Annotated in this window: 20 protein-coding genes and 1 pseudogene; 7 read left to right on the top strand and 14 right to left on the bottom strand. The window is 41.4% G+C overall.

Annotation, left to right across the window (positions count from 1 at the left end):
- Window positions 1-62: 62 nt before the first annotated feature.
- Window positions 63-860 carry a hypothetical protein gene (locus EXT47_RS18290; RefSeq protein WP_130127247.1) on the bottom strand — a complete coding sequence of 266 codons (798 nt, stop codon included), beginning with the start codon at window positions 858-860 and terminating at the stop codon, window positions 63-65.
- 184 nt (window positions 861-1,044) lie between these two features.
- Entirely contained in the window at window positions 1,045-1,938 is an 894-nt protein-coding gene (locus EXT47_RS18285; protein WP_130127246.1) for a LysR family transcriptional regulator, read from the bottom strand.
- Between the two features lie 354 nt (window positions 1,939-2,292).
- On the opposite strand from EXT47_RS18285, the gene EXT47_RS18280 reads away from it, so the two are divergent.
- Window positions 2,293-4,959 carry a hypothetical protein gene (locus EXT47_RS18280; RefSeq protein ID WP_130127245.1) on the top strand — a complete coding sequence of 889 codons (2,667 nt, stop codon included), beginning with the start codon at window positions 2,293-2,295 and terminating at the stop codon, window positions 4,957-4,959.
- A 128-nt stretch (window positions 4,960-5,087) separates the two neighbouring features.
- The gene (locus EXT47_RS18275; protein WP_130127244.1) at window positions 5,088-5,624 is read left to right on the top strand and encodes a YaeQ family protein; all 537 of its coding nucleotides are present in this window, start codon (window positions 5,088-5,090) and stop codon (window positions 5,622-5,624) included.
- A 56-nt stretch (window positions 5,625-5,680) separates the two neighbouring features.
- Here EXT47_RS18275 and EXT47_RS18270 read toward each other — a convergent pair whose 3' ends face one another.
- The 3 genes from EXT47_RS18270 to EXT47_RS18260 all read right to left on the bottom strand — a co-directional run bounded on the left by EXT47_RS18270 (window position 5,681) and on the right by EXT47_RS18260 (window position 9,420).
- Window positions 5,681-6,970, bottom strand: a complete 1,290-nt coding sequence (locus EXT47_RS18270) for a hypothetical protein (RefSeq protein WP_130127243.1) — start codon at window positions 6,968-6,970, stop codon at window positions 5,681-5,683.
- 12 nt (window positions 6,971-6,982) lie between these two features.
- The gene (locus tag EXT47_RS18265; RefSeq protein ID WP_130127242.1) at window positions 6,983-7,477 is read right to left on the bottom strand and encodes a hypothetical protein; all 495 of its coding nucleotides are present in this window, start codon (window positions 7,475-7,477) and stop codon (window positions 6,983-6,985) included.
- Between the two features lie 368 nt (window positions 7,478-7,845).
- Window positions 7,846-9,420, bottom strand: a complete 1,575-nt coding sequence (locus tag EXT47_RS18260) for a lytic polysaccharide monooxygenase (protein ID WP_130127241.1) — start codon at window positions 9,418-9,420, stop codon at window positions 7,846-7,848.
- Window positions 9,421-10,123: 703 nt separating this feature from the next.
- Here EXT47_RS18260 and EXT47_RS18255 point away from each other — a divergent pair.
- Window positions 10,124-10,549, top strand: a complete 426-nt coding sequence (locus tag EXT47_RS18255) for a DM13 domain-containing protein (RefSeq protein WP_223193769.1) — start codon at window positions 10,124-10,126, stop codon at window positions 10,547-10,549.
- A 50-nt stretch (window positions 10,550-10,599) separates the two neighbouring features.
- Here EXT47_RS18255 and EXT47_RS18250 read toward each other — a convergent pair whose 3' ends face one another.
- The 3 genes from EXT47_RS18250 to ahpC form a co-directional block, all read right to left on the bottom strand.
- On the bottom strand, window positions 10,600-10,998 hold the full coding sequence (locus EXT47_RS18250) for a DUF4177 domain-containing protein (protein ID WP_084204156.1): 399 nt from the start codon (window positions 10,996-10,998) through the stop codon (window positions 10,600-10,602).
- Window positions 10,999-11,523: 525 nt separating this feature from the next.
- Window positions 11,524-13,092, bottom strand: coding sequence for an alkyl hydroperoxide reductase subunit F (ahpF, locus tag EXT47_RS18245; protein ID WP_039491837.1), 1,569 nt, complete (start codon window positions 13,090-13,092; stop codon window positions 11,524-11,526).
- A 105-nt stretch (window positions 13,093-13,197) separates the two neighbouring features.
- A complete protein-coding gene (ahpC, locus tag EXT47_RS18240; protein WP_010377859.1) occupies window positions 13,198-13,767 on the bottom strand; it encodes an alkyl hydroperoxide reductase subunit C in 570 nt (189 codons plus the stop codon).
- A 229-nt stretch (window positions 13,768-13,996) separates the two neighbouring features.
- Here ahpC and EXT47_RS18235 point away from each other — a divergent pair, with 229 nt between their 5' ends.
- The 3 genes from EXT47_RS18235 to EXT47_RS18225 all read left to right on the top strand — a co-directional run bounded on the left by EXT47_RS18235 (window position 13,997) and on the right by EXT47_RS18225 (window position 16,586).
- The gene (locus EXT47_RS18235) at window positions 13,997-14,419 is read left to right on the top strand and encodes a DUF3429 domain-containing protein (RefSeq protein WP_039491839.1); all 423 of its coding nucleotides are present in this window, start codon (window positions 13,997-13,999) and stop codon (window positions 14,417-14,419) included.
- A gap of 130 nt (window positions 14,420-14,549) precedes the next feature.
- On the top strand, window positions 14,550-15,329 hold the full coding sequence (locus EXT47_RS18230; protein WP_039491841.1) for a GGDEF domain-containing protein: 780 nt from the start codon (window positions 14,550-14,552) through the stop codon (window positions 15,327-15,329).
- A 174-nt stretch (window positions 15,330-15,503) separates the two neighbouring features.
- The gene (locus tag EXT47_RS18225; RefSeq protein ID WP_010607417.1) at window positions 15,504-16,586 is read left to right on the top strand and encodes a methyl-accepting chemotaxis protein; all 1,083 of its coding nucleotides are present in this window, start codon (window positions 15,504-15,506) and stop codon (window positions 16,584-16,586) included.
- Window positions 16,587-17,031: 445 nt separating this feature from the next.
- Here EXT47_RS18225 and EXT47_RS18220 read toward each other — a convergent pair whose 3' ends face one another.
- Window positions 17,032-18,072 carry a zinc-dependent alcohol dehydrogenase family protein gene (locus tag EXT47_RS18220; protein ID WP_039491842.1) on the bottom strand — a complete coding sequence of 347 codons (1,041 nt, stop codon included), beginning with the start codon at window positions 18,070-18,072 and terminating at the stop codon, window positions 17,032-17,034.
- 143 nt (window positions 18,073-18,215) lie between these two features.
- Between EXT47_RS18220 and EXT47_RS18215 the strand changes: the two genes are divergently transcribed.
- Window positions 18,216-18,680 carry an Lrp/AsnC family transcriptional regulator gene (locus EXT47_RS18215; RefSeq protein WP_039491843.1) on the top strand — a complete coding sequence of 155 codons (465 nt, stop codon included), beginning with the start codon at window positions 18,216-18,218 and terminating at the stop codon, window positions 18,678-18,680.
- A 179-nt stretch (window positions 18,681-18,859) separates the two neighbouring features.
- Here EXT47_RS18215 and EXT47_RS18210 read toward each other — a convergent pair whose 3' ends face one another.
- From EXT47_RS18210 to EXT47_RS18195, 5 genes and pseudogenes are all read right to left on the bottom strand, one after another.
- Window positions 18,860-19,318 carry a YrhA family protein gene (locus tag EXT47_RS18210; protein WP_226899479.1) on the bottom strand — a complete coding sequence of 153 codons (459 nt, stop codon included), beginning with the start codon at window positions 19,316-19,318 and terminating at the stop codon, window positions 18,860-18,862.
- Window positions 19,319-19,399: 81 nt separating this feature from the next.
- A complete protein-coding gene (locus EXT47_RS24255) occupies window positions 19,400-19,552 on the bottom strand; it encodes an HNH endonuclease (protein WP_306419081.1) in 153 nt (50 codons plus the stop codon).
- Between the two features lie 213 nt (window positions 19,553-19,765).
- Window positions 19,766-20,026 (bottom strand): annotated as a pseudogene (locus EXT47_RS24250) (HNH endonuclease); the annotation flags it as partial.
- A gap of 857 nt (window positions 20,027-20,883) precedes the next feature.
- Window positions 20,884-21,342, bottom strand: coding sequence for an SMI1/KNR4 family protein (locus EXT47_RS18200; protein WP_039491845.1), 459 nt, complete (start codon window positions 21,340-21,342; stop codon window positions 20,884-20,886).
- A 2-nt stretch (window positions 21,343-21,344) separates the two neighbouring features.
- Window positions 21,345-23,825: HNH/ENDO VII family nuclease (locus EXT47_RS18195; RefSeq protein ID WP_276319742.1), on the bottom strand; the 2,481-nt coding region annotated here is incomplete at its 5' end.

The following is a 23,825-nucleotide window of genomic DNA, read 5'->3' as shown; positions in this document are numbered from 1 at the left end:
GCTTCTTCTATGTCGCAATTAAGCGTCACCTCAAAAAGCGCTGTGGAACCGCTGAGATATTCTTAATCTAATAATGTTGGCGTCTCAAACGTAAAATCAATCCATGTATTAGTGCCTAATAGCTCAGCACCCATTACACTCGGATCTTCATATCGCATGACGAAATTTTTTGGTCCGTGCGCGTAGGCTACTACTAAGCCATATTCAGAGTCCAAAAAGCCTCCGTGTGGAACAAGTCCCGGGTAGCTAATGCGCCATGCATTACTGTGATTACCTACCTGTCCTAACGTTAGCTTACCGATCACGTTATCTGGTAGTAAAAAGAACCAGGTCCATGGGCCACCTGATACAATCGTCATCACTTCATCGATGCCAACGCCATTATCGGCGCTATTGACATGGAGTTTCCCAAACTTCTCTTGTAGATAGGACTTAACTTCGCTGCTCATCGCTTTCATGTCGTATATCTTAGGATAAGGCGCAACGCCTATTTCTGAAGTAGATAAGAATCCGCCACGATGCATTTCCGGTTGACGGCCTGCTTGCTTGATTTCGTTTAGCAGCTCACCTCGGTGTAATGAAAATAACGACAGTAACTGGATGCTTTCTTGTTCGTTAATCGCTCTTTTCTTGGACACCTCCAGAATCGGCCGAGCCTCTTCTGGAATATTCACAGTGCTCACCCTCACTCCGACACGACGTAATACTTGATTTACCTGCTCAATCCCCTTTGACTCGGCTCTGCCATCACTATACGACAGTATAAGTTGCCCCTCTCTCTGGGTAGCATTGGCGATACCGCTTGATAGGGGCAATACCGAAACAAGCGCAACTAGCATCAAATTAGAAAACTTCTTCATATTAATTTCTCCTCAAACAATTAGACAAGTAAGGCAAAACCATCACTGTCGAGCCTATTTTCCAAGTCTAAATATTAATGATGAGTAGAAAAACATAGTTATAGTAAACAAATTAAACACTGAGAGTAAACAATAAAACAGCAGCGTACGTGCATACTATGTGCCGTTTAGACTATTCTCTGAGTCATTCATATTTTAAGTAGGAAGTTAAGAAATCAATGAATACACGCACTTTTTGTGACTGCGCTTTATGATAGGGATAAACCGCGTAGAGCGCATGGGGACTAATTTTCCAATCCGGTAACAGTGGTAGCAATTCACCAGAGTTTATTTCTTTTGCAACAAACACTTCTGGAAGGATCATGATTCCAAGCCCAGCTAATGCCGCTTGTTTTAAAGCCAAACCGTTGTTAACGGAATAGTTACTCTTTTGAATGTTGACAACCTGAGTGTCGTCCTCACGCGAAAATGTCCACCTAGTTGCTGAAGAAGATAGACTATAAACCAAGCAATTATGCAATATCAGTTGTTGAGGACTTGTAGGTGTATCATATTGTGTTAAGTACGATGGAGAAGCGCAAAGGATGCGATCCATAGTAGTTAGTTTTCTGGATCTAAGCGTGGAATCCGTTAGTGTTTCTCCTCCACGTATTGCGATATCAATCCCTTGTTCAACCAAGTCGATATACTGGTCGTTCATGACAACTTCTACCGATATTTCGGGGTACTGTTTCATAAATTCACAAATGGCTGGATTTAACATTAATATGCTTACCGACATTGGAATATTGATCCTTAAAAGCCCTGAAAGTTGCTGCGAAGACTCTATGATAGAAAGATCAGCACTCGCCCATTCATCCAAAATAGTCCTGACGTGGTCATAGTATTGTTGTCCGTTCTCAGTTACATGCATCTTACGTGTGGTTCTATGAATAAGTGGGCTTTTTAAATACGCCTCAAGTTCATTGATATTTTTACTTATCGCGGCCTTTGATAACGACAAATCATCGGCTGCCGCGCTAAAGCTCCCAAGCTCGACAACGCGCCTAAATACTGTAATTGCTTTTAGCTTGTCCATATATCTATCCTAATTTTATAGCGTTCAGTCAGTGTGCTTAATGGCACTTTGGCATAGGCCTATCGAGAGATAAAGCCAGCCGATTCAAAAATAATAAGCACTATTCTCATTGGAGAACGACAACTTATTGGAACATCTTTAGGAATGCCAACTAGTAGCGATAAAAATTCAGCCAACGCAAAGTTTCACAGGTCTAAGTAATATATCTATTTAATAAACAGCATGTTAAAAAACATCCACATGATAATAAAAAAGGTCTACTTATTTATCAGTGTAATTATTGGAAACTAGTTTCTAAATAAAGTACACTCCCCCGCCCACTGATTATTTAATAAAACAAGATAAGATATCAAGATGATTAAAAGCGCTATATACAAGGGAATCGTAACCTCATTACTCACCTCCACTCTAGCAGCTTGCGGCGGTAGTGGCAGTGGCAAAGGCGATACACCAGTCACATCAACAAATAAAGCACCAGTAATTGCGACCATAGCACCAATTACTGCAATGGAAAGAGACTCAATCACAGCCGTTGCGACCGTAACAGATGAAGATGGTGCGATTGAAACTTTGCTGTGGGAGCAAACGTCAGGAACAACAGTCGAGCTGATAAACAATAATAACGAAACGCTCGAATTTCGGGCACCTGACATCAATGAAGCGACCACGTTAACGTTTAAGTTAACTGCAACAGACGATAAAGGGGACTCAAGCTCACAAGAATTAACGGTCAACCTAAGTGCGTACGCTCCACTTTCAAGCTTAACGATTTCAGACGCGGCGCTGGCGCAATGTTTATCAAATACACATCAAGACGTGGGCATTTCCATTGTTGAATGTACAGACTACCCAATTGCAACATTATCAGGGCTGTCGGATATTGGCGGCTTATCAACCGTGTCTATTAAAAACGCAGAATTGAATAATCTCAACGAGTTAGCTCAAATTTCCACGCTCACAGTATTAAAGCTCGATAACGCGTTTGCCGCAGCTCAGAACAGCTCAAATAATGATGCACGTTTAGAACAAGTTAATAAGCTCAACAAACTTGAGTCTTTATCTATTATTGAAAACAAAGAAGATAGCTCTGGCAAACGCCTAGCGTTCCAGATGCTAGATCTATCAGGCTTTACGCAACTTCATACGCTTGAAATAGAAAACTATAGTAGTCAATATGAAACTATACAGCTCAGTGAACTTCCAAGTGATAAGCTCACTCGTTTGACCCTAAGTTCTCTGAGCATTGATGATAAAAGTACCCTAAAACGCTTTAGTAACTTGCAGAGTTTATCTTTGACATACATAAACGATCTGGATTCACTGTCATTTTTAAACTCTATACCTAACCTCACTGCATTAACACTTGATAATATCGAAGCCGCTGATTCAACAGCAATAGAAGCCAAAACAAATCTGACAACACTCGTACTCAACAGAACGCAGCTTGAAGATTTCTCATTCTTAGAAAAGTTTAGTGAGTTGGAAAAACTAGGTCTTCGTAGCTATTATAGTAATGCTGAGTTTGATATCGCGGATATCAGTAGTAATACGAAGCTCACCTCTCTGTCATTAAACAATTTAAGCGTTGATAATGCCAGTGAGCTATCAACTTTTACGGAACTGCAATCCTTGTCTTTGAAGAGTTTAAACCTTTCTTCTCTGAGATTTTTGCAAGCGATGCCGCAGTTAACATCATTAAAGCTTAATAGCCTGCATAACATTAATGATTTAGGCTGGCTAAGTTTCACACCAAACCTAACCGAATTGTATATTCGTGAATTGGATAATAACGCGGATTTTAGCGCATTGTCTGAGCTTAAAAATATGCGCGACCTCACCGTCGACAGCGATTACTCAAACTTTGCACTAGATACGTTAAGTAAAATGCATGCATTAGAAACACTTAACCTTGAAGTTAGTTTATTTGAAGCTTCAAGTGAAACAACATTTCCAAGCTTAAAAACACTAAACGTGAAGAGCAGCAGCTATTCAAACATGGTGAACTTGACTAACTTCCCCGCGCTCGAATCAGTTGAATTATCAAAAGGCCACTATTATGGTAATGAAGGGAAAATCACAACTCTCGATTCTCTAGGTTCAAACTCGAGCCTGAAATCGTTCAAGATCAGCGGCTTTAAAGAGCTAGAAGATATCTCTCAGATATCTCAATTTGAAAACTTAGAAACTCTCTCTATTAACTACTCTCTAGCGGCTGACATCTCTGACATCGCATCATTAACCAAGTTGAAGTCATTAACATTAAGCAACTTTTCTACGTTTTTTAGAGCAGACATGCTTGCCAGTTTAAACAATCTGGAAAGACTTGAAATACAAAGTAGTGCCATTTATTGTGATGATCAGGAGCTATTAAAATCTCTCGATGGTGTAACTACAAATGTTTATAACTATAACTGTATTAAGAAGCCAGTCGACTTGAACTTAATTACAGATGCGGCATTTAAGCAGTGTATAGTAGAGCAAAGATATCAAGATGTATTAAGTAATAGCTCACTCTCTTGCGATGGCTCAGCAATTGAATCATTAAATGGAATTACACAGTTTGAAGCAATTAAGGCTTTAACACTAAGTGGCTCAGTTGACAGTTCGTTGTTACGTGATCCTAGCTTAGCTCAGCTCCACACCTTACAAAGTCTAGATATCTATAGACTCACGGGTGAACTAACGGCTAAAGCTGCACTTCCTCAATCATTGACCTCCTTTGAGTTAAATACAAGTAGCCAAACCGTATATGACTTTGCGCTTTTTGGCTTGCCTACGACCTTAACTTATTTGGACTTGGATAATACTAAGTTGACAAACTATAGCACAATTAAAAATTACACCGAGCTTACCCGTTTAGAGTTGGACTATAGCAACATTTCAGATCTGTCACCGCTATTCGGTTTGACCAATCTAGAATCTTTAAGTTTATATGGAAACCCAAATATCGACTGTGCTCAAGTAAGCAAACTACAAGAGTCGTTACCCAATATTTGGCATATCTCAAGTAGCTGTAATTAACTGCTAGAACGTTAAGCTTCTCAAATAAACACAGCCTCATTGCGAGGCTTTGTCTCATTTTCACAATAGCCTTCTGTAAATTGTTATCTCAACCCGCTATACTGGCGCAAAAATTTTTAAGCAAATTTATGGCGCTAAAATCTACTATTATTAAAGCCCAACTATCACTCAGTGATATGGACAGACATGTTTATCAAGATGTTAATTTAACACTGGCTCAGCACCCTTCTGAAAACGAACAACGGTTAATGATCCGTTTACTTGCCTATGCACTAAATGCCTGTGAGGGACTTGAGTTTACTAAAGGCTTATGCGCTGACGATGAACCTGAACTATGGGTTAAGAATTACAGCGAAGAGATTGAGCTTTGGGTTGAGCTAGGACTGCCTGATGAAAAGCGCCTTAAAAAAGCATGTAATAAATCAAAGCAAGTGATCCTTTACACCTATGGTGAAAATAATCAAGCTATTTGGTGGCAAAAATATCAGCCTAAATTATACGACTTTAAAAATCTGAGTATTTTCAGTTTGGATTATAGTGCGACTCAGGCTTTAGCCCAATTAGCAGATCGTAGCATCAAGCTCACTATTACGATTCAAGATGGCGAAGTATGGGTAAGCTCTGATAGCGCTAATATTGAAATCAAACCACAACAGTTAATGTAATATATGATTACGTAGTAAGTGTTGTAGCCAACCAAAAGTGGCTACAACACGTTTACCTACAACCGAGATGCGGCATCGTTTAGCAAATCAGCATAGGCAGAATCTGCACCTATCCGTTTGGCCTCTGCTCGCAAGTCATTGCTAATTCTTGCTCGGGTAAATTCATCAGTTAATAATTCATTTAGCTGATACGGTGAACGACTTATCAAAATCGCTTGCTCAAGTGGGCTTTTAGCTGCATTAATCTGTTGTGTATATATGCTCTCACTAGAGCGTTGAGCCGATGCACTCAATTTTGCCATCGCAATTGACAAATCTGAATACAGCTTTACGGCATCGTAATCAAATTCAGCACTGTCGATGTCCATCACAGGAAGGTCTCGTGCCAAAAATGCATTCACCGTTTGCTTAAACTCATGCGGAGCCTCATTCATAAACTCATCTATTCTGATGATATTAAAGAGATCTTGCCTTAGCGACTCTCGCTCTACCTTTTGTAACAGCTCATTATTAAGAGTTTCAATATATTGCGGTAAAAATTCAGTCCTTGATTGAGGGTTAGCCAATGCGAGACGATTATAAATTCCAGCTTTTGTTGCTCTGATAGCATCATTTGATACGTTGTTAGATTTATTTTCTGATATCACAAACTGGTCATCTATCAATAGTTTGGCTTTCTCAAAAGGAAGGTGACCAACAACAGCCTCAAGAATTGAAAAGCCTAATGCAGGATCTTCCACATTGGCTAGCTGACCACTAATTACATCGAGTAATTGCTGCTTTACTTCTGATAAATGCATGGCAGAAACTTTCGCCTCTTCTCCATTAACCAGTAAGATAGTCTCAAGTACATTTAGTAAGCCAAATTTTGCCCGCTCTGATGCACTTTCGAATAGCAAAATTAACTCATTGGACAGCTCAATAGGAGCCAAGGTACTCATATACTCAAGCACATACAAGCCTTGCTCTGATTCCACGCCTAACTGCTGTACCATATTCCACAATATACTTATTTTATCTTTTCTTGATATATTCGGATCTTTTAATAGCTCTATTAGCTCAGCTTCAAAATCAAGCATAGCCTTTGTACCAAAACTATTCTTTAATGTTAAACTAAGCGTATCTGCTAACTCTAACATTTTATTATTTTCTTTATCTGTTAATTTAACATCCATATCATAAAAATCGGGAAGTGTAGCTATGAGCTCGGACTGGCTAATAAAAGGAACGGTCTCATTATTTTGTGCAGTTTTTTTTACTTCCTTTTCTGCTGTGGATACAAAATAAATGACAACCAAAAAAACAGCTAATAAAGATAATGCTACATATTTTGCAATTAGTTTCATATCCACCTCGAATTACCTAGTGCTTGGGAAGCTATTATAAAGATTTCTCGGAGTAAAAACGGTAACTAAATTCTCGCCAGTAACCTTTTTGTATGAGTAGTTTACAAAAGTATCACAACGGAACTTTGCCTTCACTTTTACAAAACTACCATTTTTATATACCCATTTACCTTCTGTATATTGTGCTGTGATTGTATATTCTGGATCAAAGCTACGTTGTGCCCACCCAGCTTCAACGATTTCTCCATGCCTAGTACCGCGACCGTACTTTGCGCCCCAGTATGAGGAAGCACCTTTAAAGCTACTCAGCGTGTTTTTGTGAATGACAGTGTTATCATTCAATACTTCAAGTACTTTTGAACCGTCCCAGATCCCAACGTGCCCAGCCCAACCTAGGCCTGAAATTGATAGATCTCGAGCAACAACATCACCTACACTCGTTGGATTGCCAGCAAAAGCTGTTGTACTTATAGCGAATAATAACGCACCAATAGATAAAACTTTCATGAAATTTCCTTTTAATTAAAAACCAACATAATAACAACATTGAAAACAAAAAACTCAACCAAACCACGAAAATATAAATTAAAAACCTATAAATACGCACCAATCTATAAATTGCAAAAATGAAAATACCACAACAAATATAAAATACACAAAATCACAATAACATCTTATTTAATAAGTTTAAAAACCCAGCTAAATAGTGAGAAAATATTTTTTACAACTAAACTCAAATAAAACGACTAAAAAATTTCTATATTGCATTTTTATAAATTTAACGTCTGTCTAAAAATCAACACTGCTACACTTGCATTTGAGATTAAGATCACTGGCAGTGGTATCTACCAGTGATTTTTCAGCGGGGTTTTAGACTACAGCTTGCGCCATACTGAGTGCTTGTCTGGTTGTTGACCTTTGGTCCACCAGCGCGCTTGATATTCAACGCCTTGATAACTCACTCTGTCGCCGCCTGTATATGCCTTATTGGCATTCCATGTGTTACTAGCATCGGACTTATCGACCAGCTCCCACGCATCACTTTGATCGGGCTGCTGACCTTTTACCCACCATTTAGCACGATAGCTTTTTCCCTGATACACTGCGGTATCGCCAGCGGTATAAACTTGATCGGCACGCCACGTATCACCATTTGGTGGCGCGGTTTGGTTAGTCACTGTGATGGTAAAGCTCACAGCTTTTTCAGACGTGCCATCAGAAACGGTGACTTGCCCCTGATAGTCGGTATTTTGCTGAACCTCAGGCGCAGCCAACGTGATAGTTGCACCGCTACCGCTATAACTCAGTGGCGCAGGGATCTGCCATGCAAAGGTGAGTGGATCTTGGTCATCATCAAACGCATGAACATGAAGTGATGTGCTTGAGCCTTCTTTTAGCGTGATATCGGCAGGGGTATGAACCACAGGGGCGCGGTTTTGTGGCTTAGCTAGAATTGAAAGGTTGAAAGTGTACTGGGTATCACTGACAAATAGCTGATTAGCAGCGAGTTGCGCAGCATCAAATACAATATTGCCGTCACTTTGTTGTACGCCAATTTGTAACGTATTCGCATGATTATTATTAAGTGTGCTAGCAAATTGCGCTGCCCAATGATTGATATTGCTTTGTGTTATCGATAGTTTTTCTTGTACCAATTCTTGGCCATCACCATCAAAAACGCGTAGCCATACCGTATCGCCTACATTGACTTGTTGACCGGGTTTAATTAAAAACCCAGCAGGCGTCCAACTTACCGGCTCAGTCGGTGTAGTATCACGCACTATAGTGACGTCACTACAATTGTAAAAGCCTTCACCTACAACATCATCACGCTGCCAGCGCGTATACAAGATAGCATCTCCGCTAAATTTACTCGGCACCGCAACCTGCATTTCATAATAGCGTTTACCGTCTGGTGCGACGAAGAAGTCTACATTGCCATACTCTTGCACTAGCTCTAAATCTTGCCACGCTAGGGGCTTTGACTGAATATCCGCCTCCGGTTTGGTGAGATAAAACTGCCAAAAGCTAGGGTTGTGCGGCGTTGTTGCACGAAATCTCACTTTAATTTGGTTTTGAGCATCTGGCGTTATCGCGGTTCTTTGCCACTCACTCGATGCGATATTCATACCCGCTTTATTTCTGTCGCCACCCGCACAAAGTTGTCCGTTAGGAACAGCAGCTTGTACCGCTTGCTGATTAAAATAATCAGGAACATTCGCTGCAAACTCATGCTTTTGAATAAACTGCACATGCTCAGATGCCAGGTAGGCCGCTCGACATGCCGCGTTCGGGATATTGCTTCCATCTTTTGGCCACCAAAATCCGCCTTGCTCCTCACAAATAGCTTGTCTTGCCTTTGGGCTATCCATATAACCATGTGCAAATGTCTTCGATGCTGCCATGCCAAGTGCCATGGCAATACTGACTGTTAACATTGAGTTTTTCATTTTCTTCTACTCGTATTAGGAAGTAGCTACCGCCACTTCGATTAAGATTAGAATGAGCGAGAGTCTGCCGATGCTTATCACCGAAATTCGGCCTAGCTCTGTACACATAGGTTTTACTCGTTAGTAAACACAGCTTATCCTGGCTATAGCACAGTGCTTCGACAGTAAAAACAACGCTGTCATTTTTAACAACTGATAAACTTTTTGCACGCCCATGGTATACTCGCCTTCATTTTTTGTAATAAAAAGGTATCCAAGTTAATTTTATTGTGATCACCAACTCGAATTCGAGGCATTTTACCCAAGCACAAATCAATAACAATAGATGAGATTATTAATTACACTCAATACTTTATGGCTAGATTAAAAAACACCTTTACACCATAATTCAGGCCTAACCACCTGTTTACTCTGACTATTACAACAATCAAAACAATTGAAATACTTTATTCTATAATAATTAACAATCAGAAGGCGCTACTCTGTGTAAAGTTTTATCTACATTGGGTACTAAATTACATTTAATAAAAGCACTTTTTTCTTATCAAAAAAATTAAAAACAACCCTTTTTTTACGCAGTCGTTTTTTCTACTAGAGCCTTATAATTTGGCTATACTTTGACTTTATTGCTCACTTGGAAATGATTTTGCGGACGCTATTTACGTTACTATTGCTCATTGTAGTGTTTATCACAGGATTTATCATGGGTGTGTATACTTTACCGATAATGACGCAACCTCCGGCGGCTAGCCACACAGAAATACTGGCGATCAGTAAAGCCGCAACATACAAAGGCAAATTCAAAAAGGAGCTTAAAGATTCAGACGCGTTGCATTACGCCACTGGTGAGATTTATTTTACGGATAACCACATTGCATTTGTGGGCGAGATAGCCCCAGGACCTGATTATCGGCTTTACCTCGCCAAAACATTTATTGAAACAGAAGCCGATTTTAAAGCACAAAAACACACCATGGTGGAAATTGCCAACATTAACCAATTTTCGCAGTTCGTACTGCCCAAGTATCGCCAAGTTGATCTGGCCCAGTTTCAGAGCGTTATTATTTGGTGTGAGCATTTTGAGCAATTTATATCGGCAGCGCCATTACAACGCGTGGATAGTAACTAGATCTGAAGTGATGGTGCGACCGGTAAACAAACGAATCAACACTAGCTCTGTTATGCTGTCTCTCGCTCCAAAATAACAACCATGGAGTCAGACTCACCAAAGCCAGATGCAGGAATAACAACCTGTTTTAATTGCCAGCCATTTTGCCCTTCAGCATTTAATAGCGACTGCACGTCTGGTGTCCCTGATTTAAAAAAGCGCAATTTAAATGGTAATTCAACTGTTTTATATTCATATTTTTTCATCACTCTAGCCTCCTTAAGAGTAAGACTCGCATAATCTAAATTAAAAGTGGCAGCTAGTGCCTTCTGAGTTTCCATGGAAGCACTCGCCTCTCTTTCGACCCTCTGAATGGTTCTTTTGCTTAAACCAGAAGCACCAGCTAATTGCTCTTGGGTCCACCCCTTGAGCATCCTTTGCCTGATTATCAAAGCGGCATCAATTTTCATTTTTTACACTTATATCTATTCCCCAGCGTTATTAAGTAATACCCTAAAAATATGAAGTTTAAAACGCCAAATAAGTGAAAGCTTGGCGACAAAGAAGCGACAGCACGGACAATTCAAAGCTTTTTTGCTTTCTAGAAAGCCCAAAGACACACTACACGTTGGAGTAGGAGTTGCTTTACGCAGCGATCTTATGTTTCTTCACCGAAAGATAATCCACTCTGCTAGGATAGTAACAACTCGCCGGGTAAACCGCCTCCCACACAGCACGTTACAGTTTGGAGTAGGAGATGCGTTACGCAGCGATCTTGTGTTTCTTCACCGGAAGATAATCCACTCAGCTAGGCTAGTAACCTCTCGCCGGATAAACCGCCACCCACAAGTCACTATACAATTTGGAGTAGGAGTTGCTTCACGCAGCGATGAGTCTTAGAAACCTAAGCCAAAAAAAGCCACACTGTTGAAGTGTGGCTTGGGAGCATTGCATGGGTGTATTGTTGCAATGATTCTTTCCAGTAATGCGAGAAGTTAAGCAGCTTGCTCGTCGTCTTGTCCTAACCGAATTAGGTAATCAAAAGCGCCTAAACTTGCTGTCGCTCCACCACCCATCGCAATTATGATTTGCTTAAACGGTGTGGTGGTTGCATCGCCTGCGGCGTAAACGCCCGCTAGACTAGTCGCACCTTTGCTATCAATTTCGATTTCGCCAAAGCGGCTAAGTGCAACTTCACTCGACTTTAACCATTCAGTATTTGGTACAAGCCCAATTTGTACAAAAATGCCGGCCAATGGTAATGAATGCGATCCGCCGCTCACTCTATCTGTATAGTTCAAACCCGTTACTTTATTGCCGTCACCAACTACTTCGGTGGTTTGTGCGTTTTTAATAATGGTAACGTTATCAAGACTTTTCGCCTTTTTGATCAGCACTTCGTCAGCTCTGAGCGTATCGGCAAATTCTAATACCGTGACGTGTTCAACGATATTTGCTAAGTCGATAGCCGCTTCAATACCCGAGTTACCGCCACCAATGACCGCAACAGGTTTCCCCTTAAATAATGGACCGTCACAGTGCGGGCAATATGCTACACCTCTACCCTTGTACTCGGTTTCGCCGGGTACATTCATGCTTCTCCATCGAGCACCAGTTGCCAAGACTAAAGATTTGGCTCTTAATACCGCACCGCTTTCAAGCGTGATATCAATGGTTTCACCTTTGTTAATTGCCGCTGCACGCTGGTTCTTCATCACATCAACGCCATACTGGTTAACATGCTCTTCTAACTGTGCAACCAACTTAGGACCTTCGGTTTTTTGCACTGAGATAAAGTTCTCAATGCCCAAAGTATCGGCAACTTGGCCGCCAAAACGCTCCGCAACTACCCCTGTATTTAACCCTTTGCGAGCAGCATAGATTGCAGCTGATGCACCAGCAGGGCCGCCACCTACAACGAGCACGTCAAACACGTCTTTCTCGTTAAGTAATGCCGCTTGTTTTTCACCAGCTTTACTATCCAATTTGAGTAGTATATCGCTCAGGCTCACTGCGCCTTGGCTAAATTGCTCACCATTTAAGTACACGGTTGGCACGGCCATGATATTGCGTGATTCCACTTCTTCTTGGAACAAAGCGCCATCAATCATGGTGGTGGTAATAATTGGGTTAACAGCCGCCATGAGATTCAAGGCCTGTACGACTTGCGGACAAGTTTGGCAACTCAGTGAGATGTAAACCTCAAAGTTCAATGCGTTATCTATATTCCTGATCAGTTCCAAATCGTCTGCCGATGCTTTAGTGGCATGGCCACCTGAATGCAATAATGCAAGTACCAAGCTGGTAAACTCATGTCCCATAGGCACACCGGCAAACGTAATTTCGCTCTTTGTTTCAACGCCACGCACCACCATTTGTGGGATACGTTCACCTTCGCTTGATTCAGATAAAGTAATTTTGTCGCTCAATGACGCTAAGTCTTGTGCTAACCCTTTTAGCTCTTGCGATTTTTTACTGTCATCAACAGTAATGACGAGTTCAATCGGACGTTGTAGAGAGCTAAAGTGGCTTTGTAGTTGAGTTTTAATTTGGTTGTCTAACATATAAGGTAACCCTCTGCAGAAACTACAGTAAAAATTCGCAAAAACGATGAATTTGATTCATCTAGATGGTTGAGATGGGAGTGCATGCCGCACTCCCCAGACAAATTAGATTTTGCCAACTAGATCTAGTGAAGGTGCTAGTGTTTCTTCACCTGGCTGCCAAGAAGCTGGACATACTTCACCATCGTGAGATGCGATGTATTGAGCAGCTTGTACTTTACGTACTAGCTCTTTAGCACTGCGACCAATACCTAGGTCATGCGTTTCGATAACTTTGATTTCACCCTCTGGGTTGATAACAAAAGTACCACGAAGTGCCAGACCTTCTTCCTCGATCATTACACCGAAGTTACGAGTAATACGGCCTGTTGGGTCACCAATCATTGGGAATTGAATTTTCTTAATAGTGTCTGACGCATCGTGCCATGCTTTATGCGTGAAGTGCGTGTCTGTCGATACAGAGTAAACTTCTACACCCATTTCTTGTAGCTGTGCGTAGTAGTCAGCTAAATCACCAAGCTCTGTTGGACACACGAAAGTGAAGTCCGCTGGGTAAAAGAATACGATTGACCATTTACCTAGTAGGTCTTGCTCAGAAACTTCTACGAAGTCGCCACCATGGTATGCTGTTGCGTTGAATGGTTGAATTTTAGTATTGATTAATGAAGTGCTCATCGCTTTCCTCACTGTTGTTTAGTTTAAAATAATGTTGGCGATTAGTGTTCGCCTTGGCTTGAGTACAAAGATAAGGGGAAGTGATGATTAAATAAAATGGATTGTTTGAATCACTGTGATCGAAAAAACCGATAACTCACTTTTAAATGATCAACTAATTCAGCATAAGAGTATAAAAATAAGATAATTACGGTATGATCCCAGCAATTAACTATAGCAGAGCGTGACTATGCACCCGTACTTCAATCATATTCAACTTGGTTACTTTGGCTTCGTTCCCTTTTTGGCTTGTATCGCGTGGACGCTAATGACAGGTGTATCAAGTGACGTGCTTCATGCTTTTCAGTTTTACAGTCTGGGGATTCTAGCTTTTATGGCCGGAAGTTTATGGCGTGCAGGTGAGCAAACCTACAAACAAGCGATACTGGCCGTGATTGTCGTGATCCCTTACCCCCTACTTAGTATTGCAGCACCACAATGGTTGCTTCTCTATCTCGCTATCGCATATTGGCTTGTATATTTTATAGAACGCAGTTCGTCTCGCTGGGGTGACTATCATAAAGACTATCAAAAAATGCGAACGGTGCTAACTTCTCTCGTTTTTGTTAGTCATCTATTTATGATTGCTCAAGCACTTGAGTTAAACGCATAAGCGGCTTGCTTCTGAAGCTCAATTAACTATAACTAAAGATAACTGAAGCATCAGAAGCCAAAGTATTTTGATCAAACGCGCGTTACCTCCCTTAGTCATATGGATAGCCATCATCTTTTTTGGTGGCTACATGTACTATATTGGCCACTACGAATACGAGAGCTACGAAGAGTTGTTCTGGTTCGGTATTTCTTTCACTTTATTCAATTTGATCACCAGAGAAATCGCAAATCCGTTCTTACGCCTTGCCCTACTTGTGTATTGTGCGGGCCTACTCCTTGATATTATTGATAATTTCACCGACGGTTTTTCCATTCCCTTACTTAACTTTGACACTTCTTTGAAAAATATCGGCTTTTTACTCATCAGCTTTGGTTTTTACTGCATGCTCACCAATAAAAGAGCCAGCATTACAGAGCTAAAAAAAGAAGTAGAGAGAAGAAGATTGTTAGAAGAGCGGATGCGGTATGAAGCTGACCATGATGCGATGACAGGCGTGGGTAGTCGTCGCGCATGTTTTGAAGGCTTGCAAACACACCGCTTTGATGAACAATGGCTACTCTACCTCGATTTAGATAATTTTAAGCAAGTGAATGACAACTATGGCCATCATATTGGCGACGAGGTTTTGATTAAGTTTACGCAGAATATGAAAGATTACTTTGGCTTAGATTACAGCTTTCGTATCGGGGGTGACGAATTTATTGCCTATATTAATGCTGTGCTTCCAGATACAGATGAAGTAAGAGCGGCATTATTAAAGGGATTACATGATTACAAAATTAACGTCAGTATTGGAATGGTCAAAGTTGACCCAGCTAAACAAGCTGATCTCATCATCCACGAAGCCGATGAGCATATGTATGGCGATAAACGCGGTAAATCACTCAGGTCTAGTGCTAGAGGGTAACACCATAACACAGTTTTATTGATTCAATTTCAATGATGCTCAGCGCACCAAAATCCAATCACAATTCTACGCTAACTTATCTAAATTTATAGCTTTTTTAAAATCTAAAGAAGTAGCACTATTTTCCAATGATTGCTAAGCTTGCGTTAATATCAAGTTACAAGGGAAAATAACGTGTTTGCAAAACTATTTACAAACAATGAAACCCAACAAGCCTTATTAGCCGCGCAACAAGAGATTGCCAGTTTAAAACATGCGAATGCGCAATTAGTTGCTGAAAATGAGTCATTAAAACAAGAAGTTGTAAGCTCACAAGCTGCGCTCAATGATAATACTGACAATCAACTACTGCAGTGTGCATTGACTGGATTAAGCCAAGTGCAAGGGATCCGCGAAACCGTTCTTGCAAGCTTTATGAGTATTGAAGAAGAAAGCCATTCAATTGAGCAAGTAAACTCCGCCTTTTCTAAATCTGAAACCGCATTACGTAAAATACTCACGGGAATGGAGCAGCTCGGCGGTAATATGGACAGAATGACCACCAATATTTCTGGCCTATCGCAGATGGCCGATAGCATTAATACCTTTGTTACGACGATTTCAAAAATTTCAGATCAAACGAATCTGTTAGCGCTTAATGCTGCTATTGAAGCCGCCCGGGCGGGTGAAGCTGGCCGTGGCTTTTCGGTTGTCGCCGATGAGGTACGTGCACTGGCAACCAACACCAACGAGTCCGCCAACGAAGTCTCCGATCTGGTCAAAAAGATCATCGATACGACTCATACAACCGTGAGTGCCGTGGAAGAAATTCAAGCGTCTAATATCACGCTGTCTGACAGTATTGGACACTTAAACGATGAATACGAAGGGATAGTAAGTTGTTGTGATTCAATGAAAGACACCATTTTGGTTTCTACCACTCAAACTTTTATCCAGACAGTAAAGCTCGATCATGTCGTTTGGAAAGGAGACGTATACAACGTTATTATTGGCAATAGCCATAAAAATATCAGCGACTTTGCCGATCATACGATGTGCCGCTTAGGCAAATGGTTTAGTGGCGATGGCGCCCAAAAGTTTGGCGGTCACAACGCGTTTAAACGTCTAGAAGCTCCGCATAAAGAAGTCCATAGAGCTGGTGTAGAAGCAATGAAAAAGTTTAAAGCAGGCGATTCTCAAGGCGCAGTTAAACAGCTTAACCAAATGGAACATGCCAGCGTTGAAGTAATGGACTTACTCGATCAACTAGGGCATTGATAAGAAGCACTACAAAGCTTTTAAATTTACCCGCTTAACACGTAGAGTGGCAGTCACCGATTGAAGCGGGTAACTTTTCATGTAATCCTGTGTAGTAGCTCATATCTGATCTTACAGTTTCGATGAATAGGTTTTGACTTTATCTGACAGACAGTTTCGAGCGAATTTGAGACGGTCGCAGTTATTTGGTGTCATTGGCTCACTTCCACAAAGCAGACATTCAGCCAAGTTACTAACATCACCTTAAAAGTTAACTGAAGTCGTTATTGTCGCTAAAACAAGCTGTGGTTGTAGAAGCTAACGTTTCTTATCAGAACATTTGGAAATAACAATATTAATGGCAATAACACCATGAGCCATTAAACCTGTGTTCATACTGGTTGCCATGTTTTCCAAATTAATGAAATCAACCTGATTCAAGCAGTTAAATTATTCACATTGCCACTTAAAACTCAGTAACAACAGTTACGCCAGGTACAGAAGATGAATCCATGGTGGTTAAAGCATCGATCGATTGCTCAAGATTAATGCGCTGACCTATTAGTTTTTCAGGTACCAGTTTCCCAGAAAGCATCATTGCCAACATGTCTTGATAACGGAAAGCTTGCATACCATGACTTCCAATGATTTCTAGCTCTTGAGCAATTACCTTGCTCATAGGGATATTGGGAGCTGCTTGCTCCCCCAGCAGCAAGCCTACTTGGACGTGTTTACCTAAGCTGCGCAGGCATTTGATTGAATTGACACAAGTCACACTGTGGCCAAGTGCATCTAGCGAGACATGAGCGCCACCTCGGGTAAGTGACATAATTGCTTCAGCAACATCGTCAACCTTACTTGCGTTAATGACGGCAACGGCGCCTAAAGAGCGAGCAAGCGTAAGTTTATCTTCAGCAATATCGACGGCAATAACATTTGCACCAATGGAATTGGCGATCATGATGGCAGATAATCCAACGCCCCCACAGCCATGAACAGCAACCCACTGCCCAGCTTTCACTTTACCTTGGTCGACCACGGCTCTAAATGAAGTTACAAATCGACAACCAAGACTTGCTGCTGTAGCAAAATCCATATCGTCAGGTAAGTGAACTAAATTTGTATCGGCATTATTAATCGGTACATATTCGGCAAACGACCCCCAATGAGTAAAACCTGGTTGCGTTTGGGTTGAACAAACCTGTTGGTTACCAGAATGACAATCCGGACAACTTCCACAACCATTTACAAACGGCACAGTTACACGTTCACCCACCTTAAAGTGACGAACATTTTTGCCAACCGCTTCTACCACGCCAGCAAATTCATGTCCCGGCACATGAGGCAACTCAATACCTGAGTCATGACCTTTCCAGCCATGCCAATCACTGCGGCACACGCCTGTAGCTCTAACATTGATAATAACGCCATCATCAGCCAATTCCGGCTCTTTAACATTCATTACTTTTGGTGCTTGACCAAATTTTTCGTAAACAACTGCTTTCATCACCAACCGCCTTATGTATCGAGTTTGTTACCTCGGACTATACTACGAGTTAAAACTGAAATTACCTTGCTAAATTAACTTGAAGGCTGCCAAATAAGGAAATACTCTTTCATATATAACCCACTTAAAGAAAGAGTCCCCCTATGAGTAAGCTAACCAAGATAGACAATGATATTTTGTGGCATATGCAAAGAGATGGTCGCTTGACGAATGCGAAGTTAGCCAACGAACTGGCGATGAGTGAGTCCCCCTGTTGGCGAAGGTTAAAGCGTTTAGAGGAGGAAGGATATATCGAAAGTTACCAAGCCAATTTAGACAGACGTAAGCTAGGGTTTGGTGTATTGGCCTTCGTACAGCTCACTTGTACAGAGCATGACAGTCAAACAACCACCACTTTTGAAGCAGTTATCCAAAATTGCGTTCAGGTACTTTCTTGCCACAATACAACAGGTGACGCTGATTTCCTATTACAGGTTGTTGCAAAAGATTTGGATGACTATAGCCAGTTCATCGATAATACCTTACGTAAATTACCAGGGGTTTCGTCTATTCGTTCAAGCTTATCACTGCGAGAACTAAAAGCTTCCTCTCGGCTTCCGATTGGCTAAAAATTGCTATATCCAAAAAAGTTTGGTTTGAGCGTCCGCTATCACAATTAGATTTGAGATATTAAGAGCTATAGAGCGGCAGTTGTTGGCACATATGCGACTGTCAGATTTGATTGAGTTTTATTATTCGAATCTGACAGATCAAATTAAGACTTATTCAAATCCTGAGCTGGTACACATTATTCAAACACACAACTCTCCTCAATTAATGCAAGTAACGCTTCTTCAAACGTTTCATACTCATCAATTATTTCCCAAGTAACTCTATCTATGACAGCATAGAGTCGGGTGTTCAAATTGAAAACTACACGACTCATGTTTTCATCAGCATATGCAATAAATTGCTTCAGGGAGCACTCTTCATAAAATGATTCATCGGCTTCAATTATACCTGGTAGATAAATTGGACTTTCGATGGTGTTTGCACCATACACGTTTAAACCATTTACAGAAAAACCATTTGAAATTTTTAATAATTCTATAAACTGGTCTGATATTTTCCCCTTAAAAAATCTTAATGAGTTTTCTTGCAGCTTTATAAGTTGTTTCTCAGTTGCAGGAGGAAGTAAAAAACCTTCTTGGTATTGCGATTCTTCTATTTTGTTTTTCTGTTCGATCAAATTGATTAGTACGCTCATCATCATCTCACTTAGGATAAACCAAGCCTTCGGGAATTGGCCAATCGACGTTTATTGTTTCATAGTGCGTCATTTTTGACGTCATTTTTTTTGGTAAGTTGTAAATACTGAGTGTTCGGGGCTATTTCGTATGAGAACTAAATTATTGAAACTATTAGTGCCACCATCATCCAATGGGATTTTATGATGAACCTGCCAACCTTTTGGAACTTTGCCATCTGCGAGCTTTGCCACTTCTCTCTCATTCACTCCAAGCTTATTCAGTTGTTTAATTAATTCTGGCCTGTTAGATAAGCTTTTTAAAAAGTCTTTCCGTATACCATTATTGAATGCTTTACGTAAATCAGCATATTCAGCCCTATCCCGCTTAGTGTAGTTGATATTAATAGTTGAAATATTTTTTAATAGTAGCTCACTTCCTTTGTATTGCCCTTTAAACTCGGACTTAGCCCCCAGCAACTCATTCCCTTTTGGCGGCTCCAATTCATCAGCTTTGGCTTTGGTGGGCTTATCGGTAACGCCTCGAATTGGTGATTGGCCTTGATACTCATCCAGTGCTTTATTAACTCGCTGCCCGATTTCTTGGGCGGCTTGTTGCATATGCTGGTCGATTTTGGGGGTGACCTCGTCTAGGCGTTTAACCGTGGCTTGCATGCCTTCGATGGCGGCGTCTGGAAGCAGTAGGTCGTAGTGCCAACTGGTGGACATGTCATCAAGTGAATCGCGCAGGCCTTTGACGATGTTTTTAACTTCCGTGGCGGATTGTTTTCCTAGGTCTTGCCAGTTGATGTCTCTTAGGTATTTAACTGGGTCGCCTTTGCCGAGCTTGCGTAAAACGGCAAGCGCAGCAGAGAGCGACTCTCCGGTATTTTTTAAGATAACCTTGCCTACGCCTTTGACTGCTGAGCCCACTACTGGCACTAAACCAATACCCGTTAGGGTAAAGGCAAGCCAAGCGTCGGTGTTGTTGGCTTCATCATCGTCAGTCAGTAACATGACATTGGCAATGATATCTCGTAAATCCATGACTTGGTCGATAATTGGTATCATGGAAATCAAGGTGCCCACCACGATTTGTGACGTGGAGGGGTTTTGATTAAAGTCGCCTTGTAGTGTGCCCCATAACCAATCGCCTGCTTGGGTTGCAATGCCATTGGCTTCTATCAGTGGTGCGGTATTACCGCTGCGTACCATTTCAGCCGCTCGCGCTGGGGTGATTTGTCCATACAGTGGATTTTTAGGGCGATTATCTTCAGGTAGGTAATCGCGTTTATCCTCACCATATTGCACGGTGTATTGACCGGGCGGTGCATTCTCAATTTTCTATATAAATTCACTAGTGCTTGCTGGAGGTGGTAAACCAAAGGTATCTAATTTTTAAAAGAAGGAGCTTATATAACGCTCAAGGAAATGTAGATGCCGTGGGCTGTAAAAAAATTTGAGAGCTTACGTCATTTGCATATGAAGTAGCTCTCAAAATAAGTGTGCTATTTTACACTTAATTAGTACTTTAAGGCTAACTAAAGCCAGTGTCAGAATAGATATGCTAAACGCACAATAAAGTACTATTCGTCTTCTAATATGCCCAAAATAAAGTTATTAAACCCAACGTGATACTCTTGCTCTACAATTTTATCTAAATTGTTCCAAACTGTAATTACACACTCTCCATTACTGAGAGGTTTCGAACAGTTGATACAGTAAAGAAACTCATTGTTCACGCTATGGAAAACTACAAGCTCTTTTGGGAGTTGGTCATTACTCCTCTTTTTAAGAGTAAACCAAACAAAATTCGGATATTCTGCATTTATAAAATTAGGTGTTTTAGTTAAACCTAAGATTTCAATCGGGCCTATCGCTATATTTCCCCAAGCTTTCAAGTAGTCTTTAAAACTTTCTGGGAGACGAAGGTTGAGCACTGACTCAGCTTCTTTTATTTCTAAGTCACTATGACTACCTTGATATTCAAATTCGTTTAGTGACTCTAATCTTTGCTTTAACTCATCATGTGTAAAGTTTTTCATAATTAAAATCCTTTGGCTCTATATTTCCAGTACTCCGAGCTCCACTTTATAAATACCTTCTCTGCCTCAGTTTTCTTGATATTACCAAACTGAGTGCTTGGCCATGTTGATTTCCTGCCATTATGAGCCCTAAAGCTATAATTCTTCCTCTTAAGCCAAGCGCCATTTCTTTTTTCGTATTGAGGAATATGTAGTATTTTTGTCCGCTCTGAATGCAGTTTACCACCAACCTCTGCAATTGTACCAGGCTCCTTTTGAATCAAATGGTGGAGGTTTACCGGCTCACCGTCGAAACCAATAGGAGGTCGTCCTTTCATCATTCGTTCAAGGTTCGTCAAACCATTAAGGTCTTTCTTATTGATATCGAATAAGTCATTACGCTGGTGTACAAGCCGCCCATCGAACATCGTTTTATGTTTCCACTGGCGAGTATTTAACCTTGAAGATGTCCTATGCTTTTCAGCTGTTATTCTTATTGATGGACCATGATTGATTTTTTTTACATCACGGATACTGGTGTCTAGTTTTCTAATCCGATCTAGTTGTACTTTTTCAGTTGTACCTGAGCGAGTGTAATTTAAGCGTTTTAACTTGGTGGCTTGAGTGAGCTTTTCCAATGCGCGGGTTGCTTTAACAAAGTAATTGGATTTAGCGATAGCAGAAACCACTGCACCACTGCCAAAGGTGGCAAGGGCAAGCAGTATTTCAAACGACAAGCGACCTGCCATTCTGGTGCGTTCAACACTGGAATGAGCATTAAAGTAACGTGCTGGGAAATTTGCAAGTAAAGTACGCGCTTCTTCATCTTCTGCAATAATAACTAATGTTTCAAACGCTTCAACGATGCCATTAATAGACTCTGAGGCAGTTGACATAATTTGCTGTAACTCTGCCCGCATAGCTTCCACATCGCCAGTTGCAAGGTGACCCAAAATACGGAAAGTTGCTGCGCCAACATCATAAATTGCTCCAGCTGTGCCTTCGACTAAATCTGCGACTCCCGTTACAATGCTTTCTCCTTGCTGATAAAGCCCGTATAAGAATGCACCGCTATAAATAAGCCCTTGCATCCCAAGGTTTTCGTCATCAATCAGGCGCTCTTGAATGTCAGCTTGCTTGCGGATTTCTGCAACCATTTGGTCAAGGGCCGTGCGAAGCTCTTGGCGTAACGAAATAATCTTCTCTTCGTCCTCGCCGATGTAACTCACGGTATAATTCCCAGCAGGCACATCAATGATTTCTGCGGTACCGCCACTAAGCTGGCCTGTGTATATTTTGCCGTTATCCATCACGACTTCGTAATCAATGTCTTCTACTGGTGTGCCATCGCTATAAAAATACGAAAGGTCAATGGTTTTATCCGCAAGTGATGCCACGCCATCAGCGGTTAACGACAAGCGTTGATTTGCTGCTATCTGCGCTATTTGCGGTACACTCGGCATAGTGGCGCTTTGTTTACCACTAATATCTTGCTCCATGCTACCGTCAAACACGGTCATGCCTTTGCCTTTTAAGGTCAGTAACTTGTCTGCAAAGATGTTGACGTTACCACTTGAGTCAATGCTGATTTCACTGCCACCATTGGCAAGGGTGAGGTTGCCAGAGCCACTGCCTTTTACTGTGATATTGCCTTGGCTTTGAATGATTTGACTTCCCGCCGGCGCGGTGATGGTGAGGTTGTTGTCTGCCTTGAGGTTTATATCACTTTGGATAACACTGCGATGGCTGCGACCCGCCTTAAGGGTGATATTTTGTTTGGCGCTGACGTCAATTTGATTGGCGGTGACGTCTAGGTTGGTTGCTGCATCGACAATCACCGACTTTTTACTCTCCAGTGCCAGTTGTTGTTTGGCGCTGGCAATAAAGGTTTTATTGGTAAGTAGTCGAATTGCGCTTTTAACACTGCCAAGTTGTATGTCTTTGGCCGCAAAAATGTTCATCGCGCCTAGTTGCGCAAGCCAGTGAATATAAGGCTGCTTTTTATCCCCATGTAACACCAAGTGCTGGTTGCCCGCTAGGGTTTGCAACACAATATGCGGGGTATTTGGGGTGTCATCAAACATCAACAGGTTTTGGCCGCGAGAGCAGAGCACGTTTTGGGCGTTATTGGCGCTAGTAACAACAGATGGTTGCGTGTCATTAAGCGCAAACCCTAACAGGTAACTTTGGTCAGGGTCGTTGTTCATGCAACCGATGAGCACATTACTGTCTGGCAGCAGTGGAAAGTGTAATCCTGTCGGTTGCTTTTGACCGCGACAGGCATATTGTGTGAGGCGCTTTACTGATTCAGTCACCTGACTATCAAAATGTACTTGCGTGGCATATTGCCCTTGGGTATCTAAGTGAGGATTGGCCTTTGACCCCGACAGCGAGCGCACTGTGGCGGTAAACACCATCGGTTTTGGGCTATGCTCTGGGGGCGCGATACGTATTGGCTCACCTCGTGGTACACACACCGACTCGCTATGGTGAGCAACTTGGTT

Origin of the sequence: Pseudoalteromonas sp. CO342X (assembly GCF_004208915.1) — a bacterium.
Taxonomy (GTDB): Bacteria; Pseudomonadota; Gammaproteobacteria; order Enterobacterales; family Alteromonadaceae; genus Pseudoalteromonas; species Pseudoalteromonas maricaloris.
This window is presented reverse-complemented; position numbering and strand designations above follow the sequence as displayed.

What these genes read in the sequence shown, in the direction of transcription:
- EXT47_RS18230 (WP_039491841.1), top strand. Translation starts at nt 14,550, where the DNA reads ATGTACTATATTGGCCACTACGAATACGAGAGCTACGAAGAGTTGTTC.
- EXT47_RS18275 (WP_130127244.1), top strand. Translation starts at nt 5,088, where the DNA reads ATGGCGCTAAAATCTACTATTATTAAAGCCCAACTATCACTCAGTGAT.
- EXT47_RS18235 (WP_039491839.1), top strand. Translation starts at nt 13,997, where the DNA reads ATGCACCCGTACTTCAATCATATTCAACTTGGTTACTTTGGCTTCGTT.
- ahpF (WP_039491837.1), bottom strand. Translation starts at nt 13,092, where the DNA reads ATGTTAGACAACCAAATTAAAACTCAACTACAAAGCCACTTTAGCTCT.
- EXT47_RS18290 (WP_130127247.1), bottom strand. Translation starts at nt 860, where the DNA reads ATGAAGAAGTTTTCTAATTTGATGCTAGTTGCGCTTGTTTCGGTATTG.
- EXT47_RS18220 (WP_039491842.1), bottom strand. Translation starts at nt 18,072, where the DNA reads ATGAAAGCAGTTGTTTACGAAAAATTTGGTCAAGCACCAAAAGTAATG.
- EXT47_RS18250 (WP_084204156.1), bottom strand. Translation starts at nt 10,998, where the DNA reads ATGAAAATTGATGCCGCTTTGATAATCAGGCAAAGGATGCTCAAGGGG.
- EXT47_RS18210 (WP_226899479.1), bottom strand. Translation starts at nt 19,318, where the DNA reads ATGAGCGTACTAATCAATTTGATCGAACAGAAAAACAAAATAGAAGAA.
- EXT47_RS18285 (WP_130127246.1), bottom strand. Translation starts at nt 1,938, where the DNA reads ATGGACAAGCTAAAAGCAATTACAGTATTTAGGCGCGTTGTCGAGCTT.
- ahpC (WP_010377859.1), bottom strand. Translation starts at nt 13,767, where the DNA reads ATGAGCACTTCATTAATCAATACTAAAATTCAACCATTCAACGCAACA.
- EXT47_RS18280 (WP_130127245.1), top strand. Translation starts at nt 2,293, where the DNA reads ATGATTAAAAGCGCTATATACAAGGGAATCGTAACCTCATTACTCACC.
- EXT47_RS18255 (WP_223193769.1), top strand. Translation starts at nt 10,124, where the DNA reads ATGGGTGTGTATACTTTACCGATAATGACGCAACCTCCGGCGGCTAGC.
- EXT47_RS18200 (WP_039491845.1), bottom strand. Translation starts at nt 21,342, where the DNA reads ATGAAAAACTTTACACATGATGAGTTAAAGCAAAGATTAGAGTCACTA.
- EXT47_RS18215 (WP_039491843.1), top strand. Translation starts at nt 18,216, where the DNA reads ATGAGTAAGCTAACCAAGATAGACAATGATATTTTGTGGCATATGCAA.
- EXT47_RS18260 (WP_130127241.1), bottom strand. Translation starts at nt 9,420, where the DNA reads ATGAAAAACTCAATGTTAACAGTCAGTATTGCCATGGCACTTGGCATG.
- EXT47_RS18265 (WP_130127242.1), bottom strand. Translation starts at nt 7,477, where the DNA reads ATGAAAGTTTTATCTATTGGTGCGTTATTATTCGCTATAAGTACAACA.
- EXT47_RS18270 (WP_130127243.1), bottom strand. Translation starts at nt 6,970, where the DNA reads ATGAAACTAATTGCAAAATATGTAGCATTATCTTTATTAGCTGTTTTT.